19 protein-coding genes, 1 pseudogene and 1 riboswitch are annotated in these 21,104 nt (G+C 76.2%); of the genes and pseudogenes, 12 read left to right on the top strand and 8 right to left on the bottom strand.

What is annotated here, in order from left to right:
* Positions 1-140 precede the first annotated feature (140 nt).
* The gene (gene lexA / locus ACQEU6_RS45845) at positions 141-803 is read left to right on the top strand and encodes a transcriptional repressor LexA (protein WP_499328331.1); all 663 of its coding nucleotides are present in this window, start codon (positions 141-143) and stop codon (positions 801-803) included.
* An 18-nt stretch (positions 804-821) separates the two neighbouring features.
* On the opposite strand, the gene ACQEU6_RS45840 is transcribed toward lexA, so the two are convergent.
* Complete coding sequence (locus tag ACQEU6_RS45840) at positions 822-1,361, bottom strand: YciI family protein (protein ID WP_499328329.1); 540 nt, start codon at positions 1,359-1,361, stop codon at positions 822-824.
* A 22-nt stretch (positions 1,362-1,383) separates the two neighbouring features.
* The gene (locus tag ACQEU6_RS45835; protein WP_499328327.1) at positions 1,384-2,715 is read right to left on the bottom strand and encodes a cytochrome P450; all 1,332 of its coding nucleotides are present in this window, start codon (positions 2,713-2,715) and stop codon (positions 1,384-1,386) included.
* 60 nt (positions 2,716-2,775) lie between these two features.
* On the opposite strand from ACQEU6_RS45835, the gene ACQEU6_RS45830 reads away from it, so the two are divergent.
* The gene (locus ACQEU6_RS45830) at positions 2,776-3,633 is read left to right on the top strand and encodes an SAM-dependent methyltransferase (protein WP_499328325.1); all 858 of its coding nucleotides are present in this window, start codon (positions 2,776-2,778) and stop codon (positions 3,631-3,633) included.
* 90 nt (positions 3,634-3,723) lie between these two features.
* On the opposite strand, the gene ACQEU6_RS45825 is transcribed toward ACQEU6_RS45830, so the two are convergent.
* Positions 3,724-4,569 carry an LLM class F420-dependent oxidoreductase gene (locus ACQEU6_RS45825; protein WP_499328323.1) on the bottom strand — a complete coding sequence of 282 codons (846 nt, stop codon included), beginning with the start codon at positions 4,567-4,569 and terminating at the stop codon, positions 3,724-3,726.
* Positions 4,570-4,613: 44 nt separating this feature from the next.
* Positions 4,614-5,525, bottom strand: coding sequence for a class I SAM-dependent methyltransferase (locus tag ACQEU6_RS45820; protein ID WP_499328321.1), 912 nt, complete (start codon positions 5,523-5,525; stop codon positions 4,614-4,616).
* A 337-nt stretch (positions 5,526-5,862) separates the two neighbouring features.
* Here ACQEU6_RS45820 and ACQEU6_RS45815 point away from each other — a divergent pair, with 337 nt between their 5' ends.
* From ACQEU6_RS45815 to ACQEU6_RS45790, 6 genes and pseudogenes are all read left to right on the top strand, one after another.
* Positions 5,863-6,048, top strand: coding sequence for a CbtB domain-containing protein (locus ACQEU6_RS45815; protein ID WP_179835852.1), 186 nt, complete (start codon positions 5,863-5,865; stop codon positions 6,046-6,048).
* A gap of 8 nt (positions 6,049-6,056) precedes the next feature.
* Positions 6,057-6,848 carry a CbtA family protein gene (locus tag ACQEU6_RS45810; protein ID WP_499328319.1) on the top strand — a complete coding sequence of 264 codons (792 nt, stop codon included), beginning with the start codon at positions 6,057-6,059 and terminating at the stop codon, positions 6,846-6,848.
* Between the two features lie 52 nt (positions 6,849-6,900).
* Positions 6,901-7,408: pseudogene (locus tag ACQEU6_RS45805) on the top strand (histidine phosphatase family protein).
* Entirely contained in the window at positions 7,405-9,453 is a 2,049-nt protein-coding gene (locus ACQEU6_RS45800) for a VWA domain-containing protein (RefSeq protein WP_499328317.1), read from the top strand. The pseudogene ACQEU6_RS45805 and the gene ACQEU6_RS45800 overlap by 4 nt, the downstream one beginning before the upstream one ends.
* A 1-nt stretch (position 9,454) precedes the next feature.
* Positions 9,455-10,057: a cob(I)yrinic acid a,c-diamide adenosyltransferase gene (gene cobO, locus ACQEU6_RS45795; protein ID WP_499328315.1), complete on the top strand. Its 603-nt coding sequence runs from the start codon at positions 9,455-9,457 to the stop codon at positions 10,055-10,057.
* Entirely contained in the window at positions 10,054-11,397 is a 1,344-nt protein-coding gene (locus ACQEU6_RS45790; RefSeq protein WP_499328314.1) for a cobyrinic acid a,c-diamide synthase CobB, read from the top strand. Before cobO ends, ACQEU6_RS45790 begins: the two co-directional genes overlap by 4 nt.
* Here ACQEU6_RS45790 and cobN read toward each other — a convergent pair.
* A complete protein-coding gene (cobN, locus tag ACQEU6_RS45785; RefSeq protein ID WP_499340066.1) occupies positions 11,352-14,948 on the bottom strand; it encodes a cobaltochelatase subunit CobN in 3,597 nt (1,198 codons plus the stop codon). The genes ACQEU6_RS45790 and cobN overlap by 46 nt on opposite strands.
* Before the next feature lie 51 nt (positions 14,949-14,999).
* Positions 15,000-15,123: riboswitch (cobalamin riboswitch) on the bottom strand.
* Between the two features lie 71 nt (positions 15,124-15,194).
* Between cobN and ACQEU6_RS45780 the strand changes: the two genes are divergently transcribed.
* The 4 genes from ACQEU6_RS45780 to ACQEU6_RS45765 are packed head-to-tail and all read left to right on the top strand — an operon-like array spanning position 15,195 to position 18,392.
* Complete coding sequence (locus ACQEU6_RS45780; RefSeq protein WP_499340065.1) at positions 15,195-15,989, top strand: ferredoxin-like domain-containing protein; 795 nt, start codon at positions 15,195-15,197, stop codon at positions 15,987-15,989.
* On the top strand, positions 15,917-16,288 hold the full coding sequence (locus ACQEU6_RS45775) for a ferredoxin-like domain-containing protein (protein WP_499340064.1): 372 nt from the start codon (positions 15,917-15,919) through the stop codon (positions 16,286-16,288). The genes ACQEU6_RS45780 and ACQEU6_RS45775 overlap by 73 nt, the downstream gene beginning before the upstream one ends.
* Positions 16,285-16,905, top strand: a complete 621-nt coding sequence (locus ACQEU6_RS45770) for a precorrin-8X methylmutase (RefSeq protein WP_499340063.1) — start codon at positions 16,285-16,287, stop codon at positions 16,903-16,905. The genes ACQEU6_RS45775 and ACQEU6_RS45770 overlap by 4 nt, the downstream gene beginning before the upstream one ends.
* On the top strand, positions 16,905-18,392 hold the full coding sequence (locus ACQEU6_RS45765; RefSeq protein ID WP_499340062.1) for a precorrin-2 C(20)-methyltransferase: 1,488 nt from the start codon (positions 16,905-16,907) through the stop codon (positions 18,390-18,392). The genes ACQEU6_RS45770 and ACQEU6_RS45765 overlap by 1 nt, the downstream gene beginning before the upstream one ends.
* Here the strand turns inward: ACQEU6_RS45765 and ACQEU6_RS45760 are convergent.
* From ACQEU6_RS45760 to cbiE, 3 genes are read right to left on the bottom strand one after another with little or no spacing between them, the layout of a single operon-like run.
* Positions 18,383-19,105: a cobalt-precorrin-6A reductase gene (locus ACQEU6_RS45760; RefSeq protein WP_499340061.1), complete on the bottom strand. Its 723-nt coding sequence runs from the start codon at positions 19,103-19,105 to the stop codon at positions 18,383-18,385. The genes ACQEU6_RS45765 and ACQEU6_RS45760 overlap by 10 nt on opposite strands.
* Positions 19,090-19,845: a precorrin-4 C(11)-methyltransferase gene (cobM, locus tag ACQEU6_RS45755; protein WP_499340060.1), complete on the bottom strand. Its 756-nt coding sequence runs from the start codon at positions 19,843-19,845 to the stop codon at positions 19,090-19,092. Before cobM ends, ACQEU6_RS45760 begins: the two co-directional genes overlap by 16 nt.
* Positions 19,842-21,059, bottom strand: a complete 1,218-nt coding sequence (cbiE, locus tag ACQEU6_RS45750) for a precorrin-6y C5,15-methyltransferase (decarboxylating) subunit CbiE (protein WP_499340059.1) — start codon at positions 21,057-21,059, stop codon at positions 19,842-19,844. Before cbiE ends, cobM begins: the two co-directional genes overlap by 4 nt.
* Positions 21,060-21,104 lie beyond the last annotated feature (45 nt).

The raw sequence follows: 21,104 nt of genomic DNA, 5'->3' as shown, positions 1-21,104 counted from the left end.
GTCGCGCGCACCCGAGGACGTCGTGGAACTGGCCGCCGCGTTCGAGACGGCCGCGCTGGAGGCCGCCACGCGTTCCTGAGGCCGCGGCGGGGGCGCGTCCCGCCCGCTCTCCCGGCCGCCGCGCCCCTACAATTCCGTGGGTGACCGCCTACAGCGACGCCGACCCGTTCGGGGACCTGGACGCCTCCGCGCTGCCCCCGCGCCAGCAGCGGATCCTGGCCATGATCCGCGACTGGGCGGTCAGGTACGGGTACGCGCCGAGCACGCGCCAGATCGGCGACGCCGTGGGCCTGCGGTCGCCGTCCTCGGTGTCGCGCCACCTGGCGAGCCTGGAGGACCAGGGCTTCCTGCGGCGCGGCGACGCGGTGGCCCGGCCGATCGACGTGCGCGCGTTCCTGCGGGAGGGCCCGCCGCGGGAGTCGGCGGGCGGCCCGGTGACCGTGCCCGTGGTCGGGGACATCGCCGCCGGCGTCCCGATCCCGGCCGAGGAGCACGCCGACGACACGCTGCTGCTGCCCCGCGAGCTCACCGGGCGCGGCACCGTCTTCGGCCTGCGCGTGCGCGGCGACTCGATGGTGGACGCCGCGATCTGCGACGGCGACATCGTCGTGGTCCGCCGCCAGCCCGAGGCCCACTCGGGCCAGATCGTCGCCGCCATGATCGACGGCGAGGCCACGGTGAAGGTGTACCGGCGCCGCGACGGCCACGTCCTGCTCGAACCCCGCAACCCCGCCTACGACGTCATCGACGGCGACGAGGCCGCCGTCCTCGGCGTCGTCGTCTCCGTCCTGCGCAACCTCTGACCCCGGGCCGGGCTCAGGTCAGCGCCGTCCGCCGAACTCCCACTGGTGGACCTCGACGGCGGCGTAGCGGTCCTGCGTCAGGACGGCGCGGGCCGCGCCGGCGTCCGGGGCGCGGAGCAGCGCGGCCGTGCCGAGCCAGGCCGCTCCGTCGTCGGAGAGCAGGGGGCCGTAGGCGATGAGGTCGTCGCCCGCCGCGACCTCCAGGTCGACGGGCTCCCCCTCCCCCAGGCCGATGACCAGGAAGCGGTCGCCGCCCGTCCGGCCGCCGGGGAAGTCCCACATCGTGCGGCCCAGCGCGTTGCGCCACCGGCGCACCATGACGTCCCGGTACGCGCCCGCCTGGTAGTTCGGCTCGTCGAAGGCGAACGCGCGGGCGGCGGCGGGATCGGGCAGGTCGACGATGTGGACGCTGCCGGTGGGGACCTCGCCGGCGAACGTCGGGCCCCGGGCGATCAGCTCCTTCTCGAACCGGTCCATGTAGGACCAGTGCTGCTCCCCCAGTTGCTCGCGGAGCCCGATCGAGCCGGCACGGTCACGGTGGTAGCAGAAGAACTCCATCCGGTCGTTCTACCACCCGCGCTCAGGCCGGCCGGCGCGGGGTGAGGGTCATGTGGATGTCCTCGGCGGCCCAGAGCACGAAGCGCTCGACGGGCGTGACCGTCCGGCCGGGCGCCGGGCGGAGGGAGAAGCGCTTGAGGAGGACGGCCAGGACGAGCTGCGCCTCGACCGTCGCGAGCGCGGCGCCCTCGCAGCTGCGCGGGCCGATCCCGAAGGGGATGTAGGCCAGGCGCGGGCGGCCCGCCGACGCCTCCGGGGCGAACCGGCCGGGGTCGAAGCGCTGCGGGTCGGGCCAGTGGTCGGGGTTCGTGTGCACGGCCCAGAACGGATAGAAGACGGTCGTGCCCGCCGGGACGGTGTACTCGCCGAGCACGACGTCCTCGGTGGCCTCCCGCGCGCCGTACGGTCCCGGCGGGTACAGCCGCATGGTCTCCCGCAGCACCATGTCCAGGTAGGTCAGCCGCTTGAGGTCGGCGTACTCGGGAACGGGCCGGTCGCCGAGCACGCGGTCCAGCTCCTCGGCGACGCGCTCGGCCGCGTCGGGGTGCCGGGCCAGCAGGTACAGCGTCCAGGAGATCGCGACGCCGGTGGTGTGGTGGGCGGCGAGCATCGTCATCAGGACCGTGTCGCGGATCCGCGCCGGGGACTCCCCCGCCTCGGCCAGCGCCGCGATCAGGTCGCTGCGCCCGGCGGGCGCCGAGTCGCCGCGCTCGCGGTGCGCCTCCAGCACCTGGTCGACGGTGGCGCGCAGGTAGGCCAGGGCCTCCTCGGCGCGGCTCCCCGCGCCGTCCCCGGCCTGGCCCATGTACTCGGTGAGGACGGTCTCGAACGCGGACACGACCCGCGCGGCCGATTCCGGCGACTCCAGGCCGCTGCCGAGCGCGTACTGGCAGATCATGCGCAGCGAAAGCTCGCTCAGATCCTGCTGCAGCGCCACCGGGCCGTCGTGCGCCTCCCACCGGTCGGCCAGCTCGGCGGCGAGCGCGGTGAAGCGGGCGAAGTGCGCCTCGTGGGAGGGGCGCCCGGCCAGCACCGACAGCATCACCCGGCGCCAGGGGCCGTGCTCGTCCGCCGGGATCGTCTGCAGGTTGCCCGACTCCTGGAGCGGCGCCAGGAACTCGAACAGCTTCTCCGGCCGCTTGTTGATCTTCGCGGTGGCCTCCAGCAGCACCGGGTCGGCCACGGACACCGCCAGGCCGGCCCCGGGCAGCGGGAACCGCACCACCGGTCCGTACTCGGCGTGCAGCCTCAGCTGGTACTCGTGGAGCCCGCCGGCCGCCGCGATGGCCGCCGTCCCGTCGTCCCCCGCGGGCGGACCGGGGATCCGCGATGGGGTGTCGGCGTCGCTTCGCATTCGAGCCCTCCGCGTCGGCGTCATCGTTTCGGTTGTTTCCGAGTTGATCTCAATGCTTACATGTCCCGGGTAACTTCGCGACATTTCCCAGGCCGGAGAGTCGCGGCGCCGAGAGTCGGGGAGAGGACGCTGGACACCGTCGATCCGCACACGCCGAACGTTCCGCGGATGTACGACTACCTTCTGGGCGGAAAGGACAACTACGCCGCCGACCGGGAGGCCGTGGACGAGGTCGTCAAACACGCCCCCGACACGCCCTTCATGGCGCGCCAGAACCGCGCGTTCCTGCGGCGCGCGGTGCGCTTCCTCGCCGAGTCCGGGATCCGGCAGTTCATCGACATCGGCTCGGGCCTGCCCACCCAGGGCAACGTGCACGAGATCGCCCACCAGGTCGCGCCGGACGCCCACGTCGTGTACGTCGACATCGAGCCGGTCGTGCTGGTCCACGGGCGGGCGCTGCTGGCCGGGACGCCGGAGGTGACCGTCATCCAGGGCGACGCCCGCCGCCCGGGCGAGGTCCTGGCGCACCCCGAGCTGAACAGGCTCATCGACTTCGACCGGCCGGTCGCCGTGCTGATGCTGGCCGTGCTGCACTTCATCGGCGACGGCGACGACCCGCCCGGGATCGTGGCGCGGCTCCGCGAGGCGATGGCGCCCGGCAGCTACCTCACGGTGTCGCACGTGACCGCCGACTTCGACGCCGACCTGAGGGTCCGGCACGCGGGCGCCGTGTACGAGCGGGCCACGTACCAGATCACCCTGCGCAGCCGCGCGGAGGTCACGCGGCTGTTCGACGGCTTCGACCTCGTGGACCCCGGCCTCACCACCCTGTCGATGTGGCGTCCCGATCCGGGCTCGACCGTGCCGCCCCGCGCGGACCGCCAATGGTGCTACGCGGGGGTCGGCCGAAAGCGCTGACCACCGATCAATGCCATTATTTACGGCATTTCGGACGAGCTTGGCTAAACGGGTTAAAGACCCTTCTTCATCCGCGTCGCCCCGGCCGCGTCACAGGCCGAGGCGGGCGGCGTGACGGCCGAGGAAGGCGACGACCTCGTCGGCGGACCGGTCCGGCAGCCCCCAGATGATCTCGGTGACGCCGGCCTCCTCCCAGGCGGCGACCTCCTCGGGCGAGGGGCGCGCCGCGGCCAGGACGCGGACCTCCGGCCGGCCGTCGCGCCCCGCGTCCGCCCACGCCGCGCGCAGGGCGGCGACCTTCGGCAGGATGTCGCGCTCGGTCGGGGTGGTCATCCAGCCGTCGGCGTGGGCGGCGATCCACGCGAGCGTCTTCGGGCCGCCGCCCGCGCCGATCAGCAGGGGGACGTGGGCCTGGACGGGCTTCGGCCACGCCCAGGACGGCCCGAACGAGACGAACTCCCCCGCGTAGGAGGCCTGCTCACGCGTCCAGAGGGCCCGCATCGCCTCCACGTACTCGCGCAGCACCGTCCGGCGCCGGTCGGCCGGCACGCCGTGGTCGGCGAGCTCGTCGGTGTTCCAGCCGAACCCCGCCCCGAGCGTGATCCGGCCGCCCGACAGGTGGTCGAGCGAGGCGACCGTCTTGGCGAGCGTGATCGGGTCCGACTCCACCGGCAGCGCGACGGCCGTCGCGAGCCGGATCCTCGAGGTGACGGTGACCGCGGACGCCAGCGCGACCCAGGGGTCGAGCGTGCGCGTGTAGCGGTCGTCGGGGAGCGTCTCGTCGCCCGTCCCGGGGTGCGCGGCGTCGCGCCGGACCGGGATGTGCGTGTGCTCGGGCACGTAGAAGGTGTGGAACCCGTTCTCCTCGGCGGCCTGCGCGGCGGCGGCGGGCGTGATGCCCCGGTCACTGGTGAAGAGCACGATGCCGTGTCGCATGCGGCCGATACTAGAACGCGTTCTATCCTCGCGCCGAGGGCGGGCTACCCCCGGCGTCCGCCGCGCAGGGCGCGCGGGAGGGCGGTGGCCGCGCGGCCGACCCGGAAGCTGACCGAGCCGCGGACGGCCTCCAACTCGCCGCGGGCGCGCGACAGCCTGTCCTCCGCGCGGGCGAGCCGCTTCTCGGCCCGCGCGAGCCGCTCCTTCAGCCGGCCCGTCTCGTTCGGCGGGCGCGTCGCCCCGCTGCCCTTGACGCGGACGAGCCGCCGCCCGGCGACCTGCTGGACCTCGTGCCAGGCGTCGTCCCGCGACGCCAGCCAGTCCAGGAGGTCGTCCTGGACCGCGTCGGCGTCGCCCCAGGTGCCGTAGAACTTCTGGGTGGTGACGCAGATCGGGCGCAGGCCGCCGGTGGCCACCGACTCCCAGACCGCGGCGGAGACCCCCGGGGTGTGCTCGGACCGGTAGTCGTCGCAGACGATGAGGCCGCCGCTGGGGAGCAGCACCTGGGCGGCCTGGATGTCGGCGTGGACGTGCTCGTACAGGTGGGACGCGTCCACGTGCACGAACCGGCAGGTCTCCGGCTGGACGTGGTCCAGGATCATCGAGGTCGGGCCCTGCACGATGTCCGGGAGGCGGTCGTGGAAGGCGCGGTAGTTCGACTCGAACGCCTGGCGGGTCAGGGTGGAGTAGGAGCCCTGCATCTCCGCGCGGTTGGAGTCGTCGGGGGCGTCGCCGTCGAACAGGTCGCAGACGGTGAAGGTCTCGCCCTCCTTCACGTGGCGGCCCATCAGGATGGCGCTCTTGCCGAGGTAGGAGCCGAGTTCCACCAGGTCGCCCCGCTCGCCGAGCCGCTCCTGGCGGTCCAGGAGCCAGGTGAAGAGGAGTTGGTCGATCTTGGGGAACCATCCCTTGACATCGTCGAGGGAGGCAGGCCGGCCGGTCTCTTGGCTGATCATGCAGGGGGCTCCAACGTCGTCGTTGTCGACAGCGGGGGGACGCGAGACGAAAATCGCCATGATAGGCGAGTCGCTCTTGATCGCAACAAAGCCGGATTTCAGGCTCTTACTTGCGGCTTATCCGGTTCCACGGGCGGGTCGGAGTCGGGGGCACGCTGTTGACAGTGCGTTCGCCGGGACCGTACGGTTCGGCTGATTCACGGTTGCCCGAGGGAAATCCGGTGAGATGCCGGTGCGGACGCGCCACTGTATCCGGGACGACGATCCCGGGAGCCAGGTCGCTCGGGTGATCGCGACCTCATTGTCCGGGACGCGCCAGATCCCCTACGGAGGCTCCGTGAGCACGCTGTCGGCTCGCCACATCCCCCTTTCCCACCTCGTTCCCTGGCTGCTCGCGGTTCCCGCGCTGCTGCTCCTCGGCTACCTCGTCCTGATGGACAACGGCGCCGTGTCGCAGACCGGCGGCTACCTCCACGAGCTGATGCACGACGGGCGGCACCTGCTCGGCGTGCCCTGCCACTAGGCCGCCGCATGGTGCGCACCCTGCTGGTCAGGGGCCTTCTTCTGGGCCTGCTGGCCGGTCTCGTCGCGGGCGTCTTCGCCTTCGCGGTCGGCGAACCCCGCGTCGACGACGCGATCGCCCTGGAGAACGCCGCCGCCGCGCACGAGCACGGCGCGGCGGCCGGCCCCGAGTCCGCAACACACGGGCACGGGTCCGGAACACACGAACAGGAATCCGGAACACACGAGCACGGCGAGGAGGTGAGCCGCGGCACGCAGAAGGCCGGGCTCTTCCTCGCCACCGGTCTCTACGGGCTCGCGGTGGGCGGCGTCTTCGCGCTCGCCTTCGCGGGGCTGCGGGGGCGCGTCGGGCCGCGCTCGGACGCCGCGCTCGCGCTCGCCGCCGCCGGGACGGCCTTCGCCGCCGTCATCGTCGTGCCGTTCCTGAAGTATCCGGCGAACCCGCCCGCGGTGGGCGACCCGGAGACGATCAACACCCGCACCCTGCTGTACCTGGCGATGATCGGGGTGGGGCTGCTGTCCACCGCCATCGCCGTGACCACGGCGCGCAGCGTGCGCGGCGGGCCGTGGGCGCGGTGGCCGGCGGCCGTGCTGGCGTTCGTCGTGCCGGTGGCGGTGGCGTCGCTGCTGCTGCCCACCGTGGACGAGGTGCCGGACGGGTTCCCCGCCACGCTGCTGTGGCAGTTCCGCATCACCTCGCTCGGGACGCAGCTGGTGTTCTGGGCGTCCTTCGGAACCCTGTTCGGGTGGTTCTGCGACCGGGCCGCCCGTGCCCCGGCCCCGGCCCCGGCCCCGGCGTGAGCGGGCCGCCCTGACCGGCGTGCTGTTCGTGCGGCACGCGACGTCGGCGGGGATGCGGGAGGCCCGCTTCCCCGCCGACCCCGCCGCCGACCCGTCCGGCCTGGCGAGGGCGAAGGCCCTGGCCGGGGCACTGCCGGACGGGGAGGCGTGGACGTCGCCCGCCCGCGCCGCCCGGGAGACCTGCGCCGCGCTCGGCCTGGACGCCCGCCCGGTCGCGGCGCTCGCCGAGGCCGACCACGGTTCCTGGGCGGGCCTCCGCCTCGCGGAGGCCGGCCGATCCGGACGCGCTGGCCGCCTGGCTGTCGGACCCGGACGCCGCGCCGCACGGCGGCGAGAGCCGGTCCGCGCTCGCGGCGCGGGTCGCGGCGTGGCTCGGCGGCCGCCCGTCCGGCGTCGCCGTCTGCGACGCGGGCGTGATCCGGGCGGCGCTCGCCCACGCGCTCGGCGCCGGCGTCCTCGCGGCCGACCGGATCGACCTCGCGCCGCTGTCCACCACGAGGCTCGCCGCCGCCGGGAGCGGCTGGCGGGTCGCCCATGTCAACCGGAAGGTCCAGGTGTGAACGTCGCCTACCCGTTCAGCGCCGTCGTCGGGCTGGACGACCTGAAGCTGGCGCTGCTGCTCAACGCCGTCTCGCCGCGGGTCGGGGGTGTGCTGGTGCGCGGCGAGAAGGGCACCGCCAAGTCGACGATCGTGCGGGCCCTGGCCGCGCAGCTCCCCGCCGTGGACACGGTGCCGGGCTGCCGGTTCGCGTGCGACCCGGCGGCGCCCGACCCGTCCTGCCCGGACGGCCCGCACGAGCCGGGCGGACCGGCGGTGCGGCGGCCGTCCGCGCTGGTGGAGCTGCCGGTGGGCGCCTCGGAGGACCGGCTCGCCGGGTCGCTGGACGTGGAGCGCGCCCTGACCGAGGGCGTCAAGGCGTTCGAGCCGGGGCTGCTCGCCGCGGCCCACCGCGGCGTCCTGTACGTGGACGAGGTGAACCTCCTGCACGACCATCTGGTCGACCTCCTGCTGGACGCCGCCGCGCTCGGCACCTGCTACGTGGAGCGCGAGTCGGTGTCGGTGCGGCACGCGGCCCGGTTCCTGCTGGTCGGGACCATGAACCCCGAGGAGGGCGAGCTGCGCCCCCAGCTCCTCGACCGCTTCGGGCTGACGGTCGAGGTGCGGGCGTCGCGGGACCCGAGGGAGCGCGCCGAGGTCGTCCGGCGGCGGCTGGCGTTCGAGGCCGGCCCCGCCGCCTTCGCCGCGCGCTGGGAGGACGCCGAGGCCGAGCTGGCGCGGCGCATCTCGGCCGCGCGGGAGAGGCTCGCCGGGGTCGCGCTGCCGGACGAGCGGCTGGAGCAGATCGCGGCGGTGTGCGCGGGCTTCGAGGTGGACGGGCTGCGCGCCGACCTGGTCACGGCGAACGCCGCCCTCGCGCACGCCGCGTGGCGGGGACGCGAGGAGGTGACCGACGAGGACGTGCGCGCGGCGGCCCGGCTGTCGCTGCCGCACCGGCGCAGGCGGGACCCGTTCGACGCCCCCGGCCTGGACGAGTCCCTGCTCGACGAACTGCTCGACCGCACGTCCCCCGACGGCCCTCCCCCGGACGGCGGCGGGGGCGGCGAGGAGCCCTCGTCCCCGGACCCGGACCCGGGCCCGGGGCAGGGCGCGGGCACGGGGCAGGGCGCGGGCACGGAGCAGAACGCGAACTCGCCCCAAGGCGCGGACATGGAGCGGGACGCGAGCTCGTCCCAGGACGCGGGCACGGAGCAGAACGCGGGCTCCGGGCAGGACGGGCGGCCCGGAGGCGGGGGCGGCGAGCGGGTCGCGGCGGCCGCCGCGCCGCACGCCGTGCCGCTGCTGGAGGTGCCGGGCGTCGGCGAGGGCGCCGCGGGACGGCGGTCGCGGTCGCGGGCGGCGCGTGGCCGGGTCACCGGGGCGCGCCGCCCGGCCGCGAAGGTCCGCGACCCCCACGTGGTGGCGACGCTGCTGGCCGCCGCGCCGCGGCAGCGGGCGCGCGGCCGGTCCGGCGCCGGCCTCGTGCTGCGCCCGGACGACCTGCGGGAGGCGGTCCGCGAGGGCCGCGAGGGGAACCTGGTGCTGTTCGTCGTGGACGCCAGCGGCTCGATGGCCGCGCGCCGCCGCATGACGACGGTGAAGACGGCCGTCCTCAGCCTGCTGCTGGACGCCTACCAGCGCCGCGACAAGATCGGCCTGATCACCTTCCGGGGGCGGACCGCCGAGCTGGTGCTGCCGCCGACGTCGTCGGTCGAGGCGGGCGCGGCGCGGCTGCGGGCCCTGCCGACCGGGGGCCGCACGCCGCTGGCCGCCGGGCTCGCGCGCGCCGCCGAGGTGCTGCGCGCCGAGCGGCTGCGCGACCCGGCGCGGCGCCCGCTGCTCGTGGTCGTCACCGACGGGCGGGCGACCGCGGCCGGCGACGTGGACCGGGCCGCCGGGCCGCTGGCCGGCACCGCCGGCATCGTCGTGGACTGCGAGGACGGCCCGGTCCGGCTCGGCCTCGCGGGACGCCTCGCGGCCCGGCTCGGGGCGCGGCTCGTCCCGCTCGCCGACCTCGACGGGATCGTCCGCGCCCACCGCGGGCGCGACGCTGGAAAGGCGGCCTGAGATGCCCCAGGGAAAGCCCGTGTCCGTCCCCGACGACGGCCTCACCACGCGGCAGCGCCGCACCCGGCCCCTGCTGATGGTCCACACCGGCCCCGGGAAGGGGAAGTCGACGGCGGCGTTCGGGATGGCGCTGCGGGCCTGGAACCAGGGCTGGCCGGTCGGGGTGTTCCAGTTCGTGAAGTCGGCGAAGTGGCGGATCGGCGAGGAGCGGGCGCTGCGCGTGCTCGGGGAGAGCGGCGAGGGCGGGCCCGTCGCCTGGCACAAGATGGGCGAGGGCTGGTCGTGGATCCAGCGGCCCGGCGCCGAGGAGGACCACGCGGCCGACGCCCGGGAGGGCTGGGCGCAGATCAAGCGGGACCTGGCCGCCGAGACGTACCGTTTCTACGTGCTCGACGAGTTCACCTATCCGATCAAGTGGGGCTGGCTCGACCTGGACGACGTGGTCGAGACCCTCGCCGCGCGTCCCGGGAACCAGCACGTCGTCGTCACCGGCCGGGACGCGCCCGGCCGGCTGGTCGAGGCCGCCGACCTGGTGACGGAGATGGGCAAGGTCCGGCATCCGATGGACGCCGGGCAGAAGGGGCAGCGGGGCATCGAGTGGTGATCCCCCGGCTGGTCGTCGCGGCGCCGGCGTCCGGCAGCGGCAAGACGACCGTGGCGACCGGGCTGATCGCGGCCCTGCGGGCGCGCGGTCTCGCCGTGTCCCCGCACAAGGTCGGCCCCGACTACATCGACCCCGGCTACCACGCGCTCGCGGCGGGACGGCCCGGCCGCAACCTCGACCCGTGGCTCGCGGGCGAGGAAAGGGTGGCGCCGCTGTTCCTGCACGGCGCCGCCGGCTGCGACGTGGCGGTGGTCGAGGGGGTCATGGGCCTGTTCGACGGGCGCGGCGACACCGGGTTCGCGTCCACGGCGCACGTCGCGCGGCTGCTCGCGGCGCCGGTGGTGCTGGTCGTGGACGCCGCGCGGCAGAGCCGGTCGGTGGCGGCGCTCGTGCACGGTTTCGCGACGTTCGAGCCGGGCGTGCGGATCGGCGGCGTCGTCCTCAACCGGGTGGGCTCGGAGCGGCACGAGGAGCTGTGCCGGAGCGCGCTGGAGGCGACGGGCGTGCCGGTGCTCGGCGCGATCCGGCGGGACGACGCGGTGGTCACGCCGTCCCGCCACCTCGGGCTGATCCCGGCGGCCGAGCGGGGCGCGGACGCCGTCCGGGCGGTGGAGCGGCTCGGCGCGCTGGTGGAGCGCTCCTGCGACGTGGACGCCCTGCTCCGTCTGGCGGCCGCCGCTCCCCCGCTGCCGGGGCCCGCGTGGGATCCGTCCGGCGAGGTGGTGCCGGTCGAGGGCGGCCCGGTGGTCGCGGTCGCGGGCGGGGCGGCGTTCACCTTCTCCTATGCCGAGCACGTGGAGCTGCTGCGCGCGGCGGGCGCCGACGTGGCGGTCTTCGATCCGCTGCGGGACGAGGCCCTGCCGGACGGGGCCGCCGCGCTCGTCGTCGGCGGCGGCTTCCCGGAGGTGCACGCCGCCGATCTGGCCGCCAACGCGCCGATGCTCGCCGAGGTCGCGGCGTTCCCCGGTCCGATCGCCGCCGAATGCGCCGGGCTCCTCTACCTGTGCGAGGAGCTCGACGGCCGGGCGATGTGCGGGCGGGTGCCGGGGCGCGCGCGGATGACGTCCCGGCTGACGCTCGGCTACCGGGAGGCGGTCGCGGTGGCGGAGTCGCCGCTGACCCGTCCCGGTGAGCGGTTCCGCGGCCACGAGTTCCACCGGACGGAGCTGGACGCGGCGCCGGGCACGCGGGCCGGGCCGCTGTTCCGGTGGCGGGACGGCCGCGACGGGTACGGCGACGACCGGATCACCGCCTCCTACCTCCACCTGCACTGGGCGGGGTTCCCGGAGGCGGCTCAGCGGCTGGTGTCGTCCTCCAGGTCGCCCTCCGTCTTGAGGTAGACCTCCTGGAGCCCCTGCAGGACCGCCGGGTCGGGGTGCTCCCACAGGCCGCGCTCGGCCGCCTCCAGCAGCCGTTCGGCGATGCCGTGCAGCGCCCACGGGTTCGACTCCGCCATGAACGCGCGGTTCTCCTCGTCCAGGACGTAGGCGGCGGTGATCCGGTCGTACATCCAGTCGGCCATGACGCCGGTGGTGGCGTCGTAGCCGAACAGGTAGTCCACGGTCGCGGCCAGCTCGAACGCGCCCTTGTAGCCGTGCCGGCGCATCGCGGCCAGCCACTGCGGGTTCACGACGCGGGCCCGGAAGATCCGCGCGGTCTCCTCCGCGAGGGTGCGGGTGCGCACGGCGTCCGGGCGGGTGCTGTCGCCGACGTAGGCCTCCGGGGCCCGGCCGGTCAGCGCGCGGACGGTGGCGATCATGCCGCCGTGGTACTGGAAGTAGTCGTCGGAGTCGGCGATGTCGTGCTCGCGGGTGTCGACGTTCTTGGCGGCGACGGCGATCCGCCGGTAGGCGCTCTCCATGTCGGCGCGGGCGGGCACCCCGTCGAGGTCGCGGCCGTAGGCGTGGCCGCCCCACACCGCGTAGACCTCGGCGAGATCGGCGTCGTCGCGCCAGTTGCGGCTGTCGATGAGCGGGAGCAGCCCGGCCCCGTAGGCGCCGGGCGCCGACCCGAACACGCGCAGGGTGGCGCGGCGCTCGTCGCCGTGCCGCTCCCGGTCGGCCCGCACGTGGGCGCGGACGTGGTTGTCGTCGTCCGGCTCGTCCAGCCCGGCGACGAGCCGGACGGCGTCGTCCAGCATGGCGACGACGTGCGGGAACGCGTCCCGGAAGAAGCCGCTGATGCGGACGGTCACGTCGATGCGCGGCCGGCCGAGCTCGGCGAGCGGCACCGGCTCCAGCGCCGTGACGCGGCGGGACGCCTCGTCCCAGGCCGGGCGGACGCCGAGCAGCGCGAGGACCTCGGCCACGTCGTCGCCCGCCGTGCGCATCGCGCTCGTCCCCCACACCGACAGCCCGACCGAGCGCGGCCACTCCCCGTGGTCGGCGCGGTAGCGCTCCAGGAGCGAGTCGGCCATCGCCTGCCCCGTCTCCCAGGCGAGGCGGCTCGGGACGGCGCGCGGGTCGACCGAGTAGAAGTTGCGGCCGGTCGGCAGGACGTTGACGAGGCCGCGCAGCGGCGACCCGCTCGGGCCCGCCGGGACGTAGCCGCCGTCCAGGGCGTGCAGGACGTGGTCGAGCTCGTCGGACGTCCGGGCCAGGCGCGGGACGATCTCGGCGGCGGCGAACTCCAGGACCCGCGCCACGGCGTCGCGGCGCTCCGCCGGAACGTCCCTCGCGGCCTCCCGGGCCGCGTCCACGGCCCAGCCCGCGTCCTCCATGGCCTGGACGAGGGCGCGGGCGGCGGCCTCGGCGGCGTCCACGTCGGCGAGCGCCTCGCCGCCGGCCTCGCTGAGCCCGAGCGCCTCCCGCAGGCCGGGCAGCGTCTCGCGGCCCGACCACATCTGGCGTGCGCGGAGCATGGCCAGCACCAGGTCGACGCGGGTCGCGCCGGTGGGCGCCTGGCCGAGGACGTGCAGGCCGTCGCGGATCTGCGCGTCCTTCACCTCGCACAGCCAGCCGTCGACGTGCAGGAGGAAGTCGTCGAACTCGGTGTCGTGGGGGCGGTCGTCCAGGCCGAGGTCGTGGTCGAGCCTGGCGGCCTGGATGAGCGTCCAGATCTGGGCGCGGATCGCGGGCAGCTTCGCCGGGTCCATCGCGGCGATCGTCGCGTGCTCGTCCAGGAGCTGTTCGAGGCGGGCGATGTCGCCGTAGGTCTCGGCGCGGGCCATCGGCGGGACCATGTGGTCGACGAGGACGGCGTGCGCGCGGCGCTTGGCCTGCGTGCCCTCGCCGGGGTCGTTGACGAGGAACGGGTAGACCAGCGGGACGTCGCCGAGCGCCGCGTCGGTGCCGCACGAGGCGGACATGCCCGCCGCCTTGCCGGGCAGCCACTCCAGGTTGCCGTGCTTGCCGACGTGGACGATCGCGTGCGCGCCGAACTCGTCCGAGAGCCACCGGTACGCGGCCAGGTAGTGGTGGCTGGGCGGCAGGTCGGGGTCGTGGTAGACGGCGATGGGGTTCTGCCCGAAGCCGCGCGGCGGCTGCACCATGACGACGAGGTTGCCGGCGCGCAGGGCGGCCAGGACGATGTCGCCGTCCTGGACGAACAGCTCCCCGGGCGGCGGGCCCCAGTGCCGCTCCATCCCCTCCCGCAGGTCGGCGGGCAGGGTGCGGTACCAGCGCGCGTAGGACGCGGCGGAGATGCGGACGGGGTTGCCCGCGAGCTGCTCCTCGGTGAGCCAGTCCTCGTCCTGGCCGCCCGCCGCGATGAGCGCGTGGACGAGGGCGTCGCCGTCCTGCTCGTCGACGCCGGGGAAGCCGTCCCCCAGGTCGTACCCCGCGTCGCGGAGCCGGGCCAGCAGGCGGACGGTGCTCGCCGGGGTGTCGAGGCCGACGGCGTTGCCGACGCGGGCGTGCTTGGTCGGGTACGCCGACAGCATCACGACGAGGCGGCGCCCGGGGGCCGGGGTGTGGCGGAGCCGGCCGTGCCGGACCGCGATCCCGGCGACCCGCGCGGCCCGCTCGGGGTCGGCGGCGTAGACGGTGAGACCGTCCTCGTCGACCTCCTTGAACGAGAACGGGACGGTGATGATCCGCCCGTCGAACTCGGGGATCGCGACCTGCGACGCCGCGTCCAGGGGGGACAGCCCGTCGTCGCCGCCCTCCCAGTCGGACCGGCTGGTCGTGAGGCAGAGGCCCTGGAGGATCGGGACGTCCAGCGCCGCGAGCGCGCCCACGTCCCACGCCTCGTCGTCGCCGCCCGCCCCGGCCGTGGCGGGCCGCGACCCGCCCGCCGCGAGCACGGTCGTCACCAGCGCGTCCGCCTGGCGCAGCGTGTCCAGCAGCTCGGGCTCGGCGGTGCGCAGCGACGAGCAGAACACCGGCATGGCGCGCCCGCCCGCGTCCTCCACGGCGGCGCAGAGCGCCTCGACGAACGCGGTGTTGCCCGCCATGTGGTGGGCGCGGTAGTAGAGCACGCCGACCACGGGCCCGCCGCCGTCGCGGGCGGCGCGGTCGAGCCGCCCCCAGGTCGGCGTCGGGGCCGGCGGAGCGAAGCCGCGCCCGGTCAGCAGCACGGTGTCGGACAGGAACGCGTGCAGTTCGGCGAGGTTGGCGGGGCCGCCGTGCGCGAGGTAGGCGTGCGCCTCGGCGCACACCCCGCCGCTGACCGTGGACAGCTCCATCAGCTCGGCGTCGGGGGCCTGCTCGCCGCCGAGGACGACGACGGGCCGGGGGCCCGCGAGCAGCGCGTCGAGGCCGTCCTCCCAGGCGCGCCGGCCGCCGAGCAGCCGCACCACGACGAGGTCGGCGCCCTCGGTCAGCTCGGGCAGGTCGGCGGCGGCGAGCCGCGCGGGATTGCCGAGCCGGTAGGCGGCGCCGGACGCGCGGGCGCTCAGCAGATCGGTGTCGGACGTCGACAGCAACAGGACCGTGCGGCTGTGCTCGGGCACGGCGCATCCTCCCCCTGGGGTCCTCGCCCCGGTCGCGGGTGTCGACGGCAGGAGTCTCCTGGCTCCCGGATCGACGCTCGCCCCGGCCTTCCCGTCCTTGCGGACAGTGGCCTACAGCGGGGTTCGCTCCCCGGTCACAGTGGCGGGACCGCGCCGGATTCGCACCGGCTTCCTCCCATTGCCATCGCCTGAGCAGAAGAGTACGGCAGCGCGGTCGCCCTGCAAACTGTGGTTAACATCCTCCCCGTGCCGAATGTCAGAGCCCGTGCCGACGCGTGCCCCGGGGCGCTGCGCACCCACGACGCCGCCGACGGGCCGCTGGCGCGCGTCCGCGTCCCGGGCGGCGCGGTGTCCGCCGCGCAGCTCGCGGTGCTCGGCGCCGCCGCCCGCGAGCTGGGGCGGGACGTGATCGAACTCACGTCCCGCGGCAACCTCCAGGTGCGCGGCGTCCGCGACCCGGCGGCGCTCGCGGCCCGGCTGGCGGCCGCCGGGCTGCTGCCGTCGGCGACCCACGAGCGGGTGCGCAACATCGTCGCGTCCCCGCTCGGCGGGCGCGGCCCGCGCGGCGTTCTCGCCACGGACCCGCTGGTCACGGCGCTGGACGAGGCGCTGCGCGCGCGTCCGGAACTGGCCCGGCTGCCGGGGCGGTTCCTGTTCGCGCTCGACGACGGCACCGGCGACATGGCGGCGCTGGGCGCCGACGCCGCCTGCACCCCCGAAGGGCTGCGGCTGGCCGGGACGCGGCTCGGGCCCGTCCCCGGCGAGCCCGTCGCCGCGCTGCTCGCGGCGGCGGAGGCGTTCCTGGAGATCCGGGGGACGCCTGGCGCCTCGCGGAGGTGCCGGACGGCGCGCGGCTCGTCGCGGAGCGGCTGGGCGCGGACGTGCGGGACGCGCCGCCGCGCCCGGACCCCGCGCCGCCGCACGCCGGGATCGTCGCGCAGCGGGACGGGCGCGCCGCGCTGGAGGCCGTGCCCCCGCTCGGCCGGCTGTCCGCCGCGCAGGCCGAGGCGCTCGCCGCGGTCGCGGACGAGGTGCGGGTGACGCCGTGGCGCAGCGTGGTGCTGCGGGACCGGGACGCGGGCGAGGCGCCACGCGCGGCGGCGGAGCTCGCGGCGGCGGGCTTCGCGACCGATCCGGCGTCGCCCTGGGGCGGCGTGACGGCCTGCACCGGCAGCCCCGGATGCGCGAAGTCGCGCGGCGACGTGCAGGGCGAGGCGCGGCGCTTCGTGGACGGCCTGGTCCGCGCGCCCGGGACCCCCGTCCACTGGACGGGGTGCGAGCGGCGCTGCGGGATGCCCCGCGGCCCGGTCGTGCTGAGGACGGCGGAGGGACAGCAGTGATCGATTACGTCCGGGACGGCGCCGAGATCTACCGGCGGTCGTTCGCGACGATCCGCGCGGAGGCCGACCTGTCGGGACTGCCGGACGACGTGGCGCGGGTCGCGGTCCGCATGATCCACGCCTGCGGCATGACCGACCTGGTCGGGGACCTGGCCTGGTCGCCGGGGGTCGTGGAGCGGGCGCGGGCGGCGCTGCTGGCCGGCGCGCCGGTGCTGTGCGACGCGCGGATGGTCGCCTCCGGGGTGACCCGCGCGCGGCTCCCCGCCGGCAACGAGGTCGTCTGCACCCTGGGCGACCCGGGCGTCCCCGAGCTGGCCGAGCGGCTCGGCACCACGCGCAGCGCGGCGGCGCTGGAGCTGTGGCGCGACCGGCTCGGCGGCGCGGTCGTCGCGATCGGCAACGCGCCGACGGCGCTGTTCCGGCTGCTGGAGCTGATGGAGGAGGGCGCGCCGCGCCCGGCGGCGGTCCTCGGGATCCCGGTCGGGTTCATCGGGGCGGCCGAGTCCAAGGAGGCGCTCGCCGCGAGCGGGCTGGACCATCTGGTGGTGCGCGGGCGGCGCGGCGGCAGCGCGATGACGGCGGCGGCGGTCAACGCCCTCGCCAGTGAGGCGGAGTGATGGCGGGACGGCTGTTCGGCGTGGGCGTCGGGCCCGGCGACCCGGAGCTGGTCACGGTGCGGGCGGCGCGGCTGATCGGCGAGGCGGACGTGGTGGCCTTCCACTGCGCGCGGCACGGCCGCAGCATCGCCCGGGCGATCGCCGAGCCGTACCTGCGGGACGGGCGGATCGAGGAGCAGCTCGTCTACCCGGTGACGACGGAGGCCACCGACCACCGCGGCGGGTACCACGGGGCGCTGGAGGAGTTCTACGCCGACTGCGCCGCCCGGCTCGCCGCGCACCTCGACGCGGGGCGGACGGTCGTGGTGCTGAGCGAGGGCGACCCCCTGTTCTACGGGTCGTACATGCACCTGCACAAGCGGCTCGCGCCGCACTACCCGGCCGAGGTCGTGCCGGGCGTGACGTCGCTGAGCGCGGCGTCGGCGGCGGCGGGGCGCCCGCTGGTGGAGCGCGAGGAGACGCTGACCATCCTGCCGGGGACGCTGCCCGGCGAGGAGCTGGCCGAGCGGCTGAGCACCGCGGACGCGGCGGCCGTCCTCAAGCTCGGGCGGACGTTCCCCAAGGTCAGGCAGGCGTTCGAGGACGCGGGGCGGCTCGGCGACGGCTGGTACGTCGAGCGGGCCGCCACCGGCCGGCAGCGCGTCCTCCCGCTCGCCGAGGTCGACCCGGCGGACGTGCCCTACATGTCGCTGGCGCTGCTGACGAGCCCGGCGGAGCGCTCGTTCGCGGCGCCTCCCCCGGCGCGGCCGGAGGGGGCCGGCGGGGTGTGGGTCGTCGGGCTCGGACCGGCGGGGCGGCCGTGGCTGACCCCGGAGGCGCAGGACGTCCTGGCGTCCGCGACCGACCTCGTCGGCTACGGCCCCTACCTGGACCGGGTGCCGCCGAACCCCCGGCAGCGGCGGCACGGCTCCGGGAACCGGGTGGAGGCCGACCGGGCCCGGCACGCGCTGGCGCTCGCGCGGGACGGGGCCCGGGTCGCCGTCGTCTCGTCCGGCGACCCCGGGGTGTTCGCGATGGCGACGGCCGTGCTGGAGGCGGCGGCCGGCGAGGAGTTCGCGGACGTGCCGGTGCAGGTCGTGCCCGGACTGACGGCGGCGCAGGCCGTGGCCGCCCGGGCGGGCGCGCCCCTCGGCCACGACTTCTGCGTCCTGTCGCTGTCGGACATCCTCAAGCCGTGGGACGTGGTGGAGCGGCGGCTCGCGCTCGCCGCCGAGGCCGACCTGGTGCTGGCCCTCTACAACCCCTCGTCGAGCCGGCGCCGGCACCGGCTCCCCGCGGCGCGCGACCTGCTGCTCAAGCACCGCTCCCCCGAGACCCCGGTGGTGGTCGGGCGGGACGTCGGCGGGCCGGAGGAGAGCGTGACGGTGACGACGCTCGGCGCGCTGGACCCCGAGCGGGTCGACATGCGCTGCCTGCTCATCGTCGGGTCGTCCGCGACCCGGGTGACCGGGCGGGGCGTGGTCTTCACCCCGCGCCGCTACCCCTGAACCCAGGCGGCGGCGACGGCCACGTCGCCGGTCGCCTCGACGCCCCCGGGGAGGGCCGGGCGGTCGACCATCACGACCGGCAGCCCGGCCTCGCGGGCGGCGGTGAGCTTCGCGCGGGTCATCGCGCCGCCGCTGTCCTTGGTGACCAGGACGTCCAGGCGGTGCTCGCGGATCAGGGCGCGCTCCCCGTCCACGGTGTAGGGGCCGCGCGCCAGCAGGACCCGCATGTTGGGCGGGACGGGCGGCTCCGGCGGGTCCACCGACCGGGCGAGGAACCACACGCCGGTCCGCGCGGCGAACACCGGGATGCTGCGGCGGCCCGTCGTGAGGAAGGCGCGGGCGCCGTCCGGCAGCGCGGCGGCGGCGTCCGGCAGGGACGGGACGCGCCGCCAGTCGTCGCCGCCCTCCGCGTCCCAGCCGGGGCGGCGCAGCGCGAGCAGCGGCACGCCCGTCAGGCGCGACGCGCGCGCGGCGGACGCGCTCATCCGCTCCGCGAACGGGTGCGTCGCGTCGACGAGGCGGCCGATCCGGTGTTCGCGCAGCCACGCGGCGAGCCCCTCGGCGCCGCCGAACCCGCCGATGCGGACCTCTCCGGCGGGCAGGAGCGGATCGGACACCCTGCCGGCGAGCGAGGACACGACGTGCACGCCGGTCAGCCGGGCCGCGAGCGCGCGTGCCTCCGCCGTCCCGCCGAGGATCAGGACGCGCCGCACGCCCGGTCCCGCGCGGCGCTGTAGAGGTGGCTGTCGGGGAACGCCGACGCGGTGAGGACCCGCCCGACGACGATCACCGCGGTGCGCCGCACCCCGGCCTCGCGCACCCGGGCGGCGATGTCGGCGAGGGTGCCGCGCAGGACCAGCTCGTCCGCGCGGCTGGCGCGGGCGACCACGGCGACCGGGCAGTCCGCGCCGTAGCGGGACAGCAGCTCGGCGGCGACCTCCTCGATGCGCTGGACGGCCAGGTGCAGCACCATCGTGGCGCCGCTCGCGCCGAGGGTGGCGAGGTCCTCGCCGTCCGGCATCGGGGTGGCGCGGACGGCCGTGCGGGTCAGGATCACGGTCTGGCCGACGCCGGGGACGGTCAGCTCCCGCCCGAGCGAGGCCGCCGCGGCCGCGAACGCCGGGACGCCGGGGACGACCTCGTACGGCACGCCCGCCGCGTCGAGGCGGCGCATCTGCTCGGCGACCGCGCTGAACACCGACGGGTCGCCGGAGTGCAGCCGCGCGACGTCCAGGCCGTCCCGGTGGGCGGCGGTCAGCTCGGCGACGATCCCGTCCAGCGTCATGTTCGCGGTGTCGACGAGCCGGGCGCCGGGCGGGCACGCCTCCAGCAGCTCGGCCGGCACCAGCGACCCCGCGTACAGGCAGACCGGCGCGGCCTCCAGGACCCGCAGGCCGCGCACGGTGATGAGGTCGGCGGCGCCGGGGCCCGCGCCGACGAAGTACACCGTCACGCCGGGCTCTTCCGGACCGTCCAGACGACGACGGGTATCGCCGGACGCCAGGCCGTGAACCCGCCCAGCGGCCCGGCGCGCTCGACGCTGACCCGGACCAGCTCGCCGCCGCGCGACCGGCGCGCCTCGGCCACGACGGCCTCGGATTCGAGGGTCACGGCGTTGGCGACCAGGCGTCCGCCCGGCTTCAGGGCGTCCCAGCAGCGCTCCAGCAGGCCGGGAGCGGTGAGGCCGCCGCCGACGAAGACCGCGTCCGGCGCCGGCAGGCCGTCCAGCACGCCCGGAGCCTCGCCCTTCACGACCTGCACGCGCGGCACGCCCAGCGCGGCCGCGTTGGCGCCGATCCGCTCGGCCCGCGCGGGGCTGCTCTCGATCGCGACGGCCTCGCAGGCCGGGTGCGCCCGCGCCCACTCGATCGCGACGCTGCCGGAGCCGGCGCCGACGTCCCAGAGCAGCTCGCCGGGCAGCGGCGCGAGGCGCGACAGCGTCACCGCGCGGACCTCGCTCTTGGTGATCTGCCCGTCGTGCTCGAAGGCGTCGTCGCGGAGCCCGGGGGCGCGGGGCAGCGGCGCCGCGTCCGGGCCGGGCACGCATTCGACGGCGATGAGGGCCAGCGCGGACGCGGCGGGCTCGGTCCACTCCTCCGCGACGCCGTGCCGGACCGTCTCCCCGGCCGAACCCAGGTCGCACAGGGCGGTCATGCGGCTCGCGCCGAAGCCGCGGCCGGACAGCACGGCGGCGACGATGATCGGGGCCTCCCGTCCGGCGCCGAGCACGATCAGCCGCCGCCCGGGGGCGATGATCGCGTTCAGCGCCGCGGCGGGACGGCCCACGATGCTGAGGACGTCCACCCGGTCCAGCGGCCAGCCGAGCCGGGCGCACGCGAGCGAGGCCGACGACGGATGGGGCAGCACGCGGAGCCGGTCGGCGCCGAGCATCCCGGCGAGGGTGGAGCCGATCCCGTGGAACATGGGGTCGCCGCTCGCCAGCACGGCGATCGCGCGTCCCTCGTGCCGCTCGATCAGCCCCGGCAGCGCGGGGAGCAGGGGCGACGGCCAGGCGATGCGCTCGTGGTCCTCGCCGGGGACGAGGTCGAGCTGCCGGCGGTTGCCGAACAGGACCTCCGCCGCCCGCAGCGCCTCGCGCGACTCCGCCGCGAGCCCGTCCCACCCGTCCGCGCCGATTCCCACGACGGTGATGACACGCGCGTCCACTGGTCTCCTCGGTCGAAAGGGAGATCAACCCTATAGGAGCGCTCT

This window comes from Spirillospora sp. CA-108201, assembly GCF_050936235.1.
Classification (GTDB): Bacteria; Actinomycetota; Actinomycetes; order Streptosporangiales; family Streptosporangiaceae; genus Spirillospora.
The sequence above is the reverse complement of the archived record's forward strand: the minus strand, read 5'-3'. Positions and strand labels throughout refer to the sequence as shown.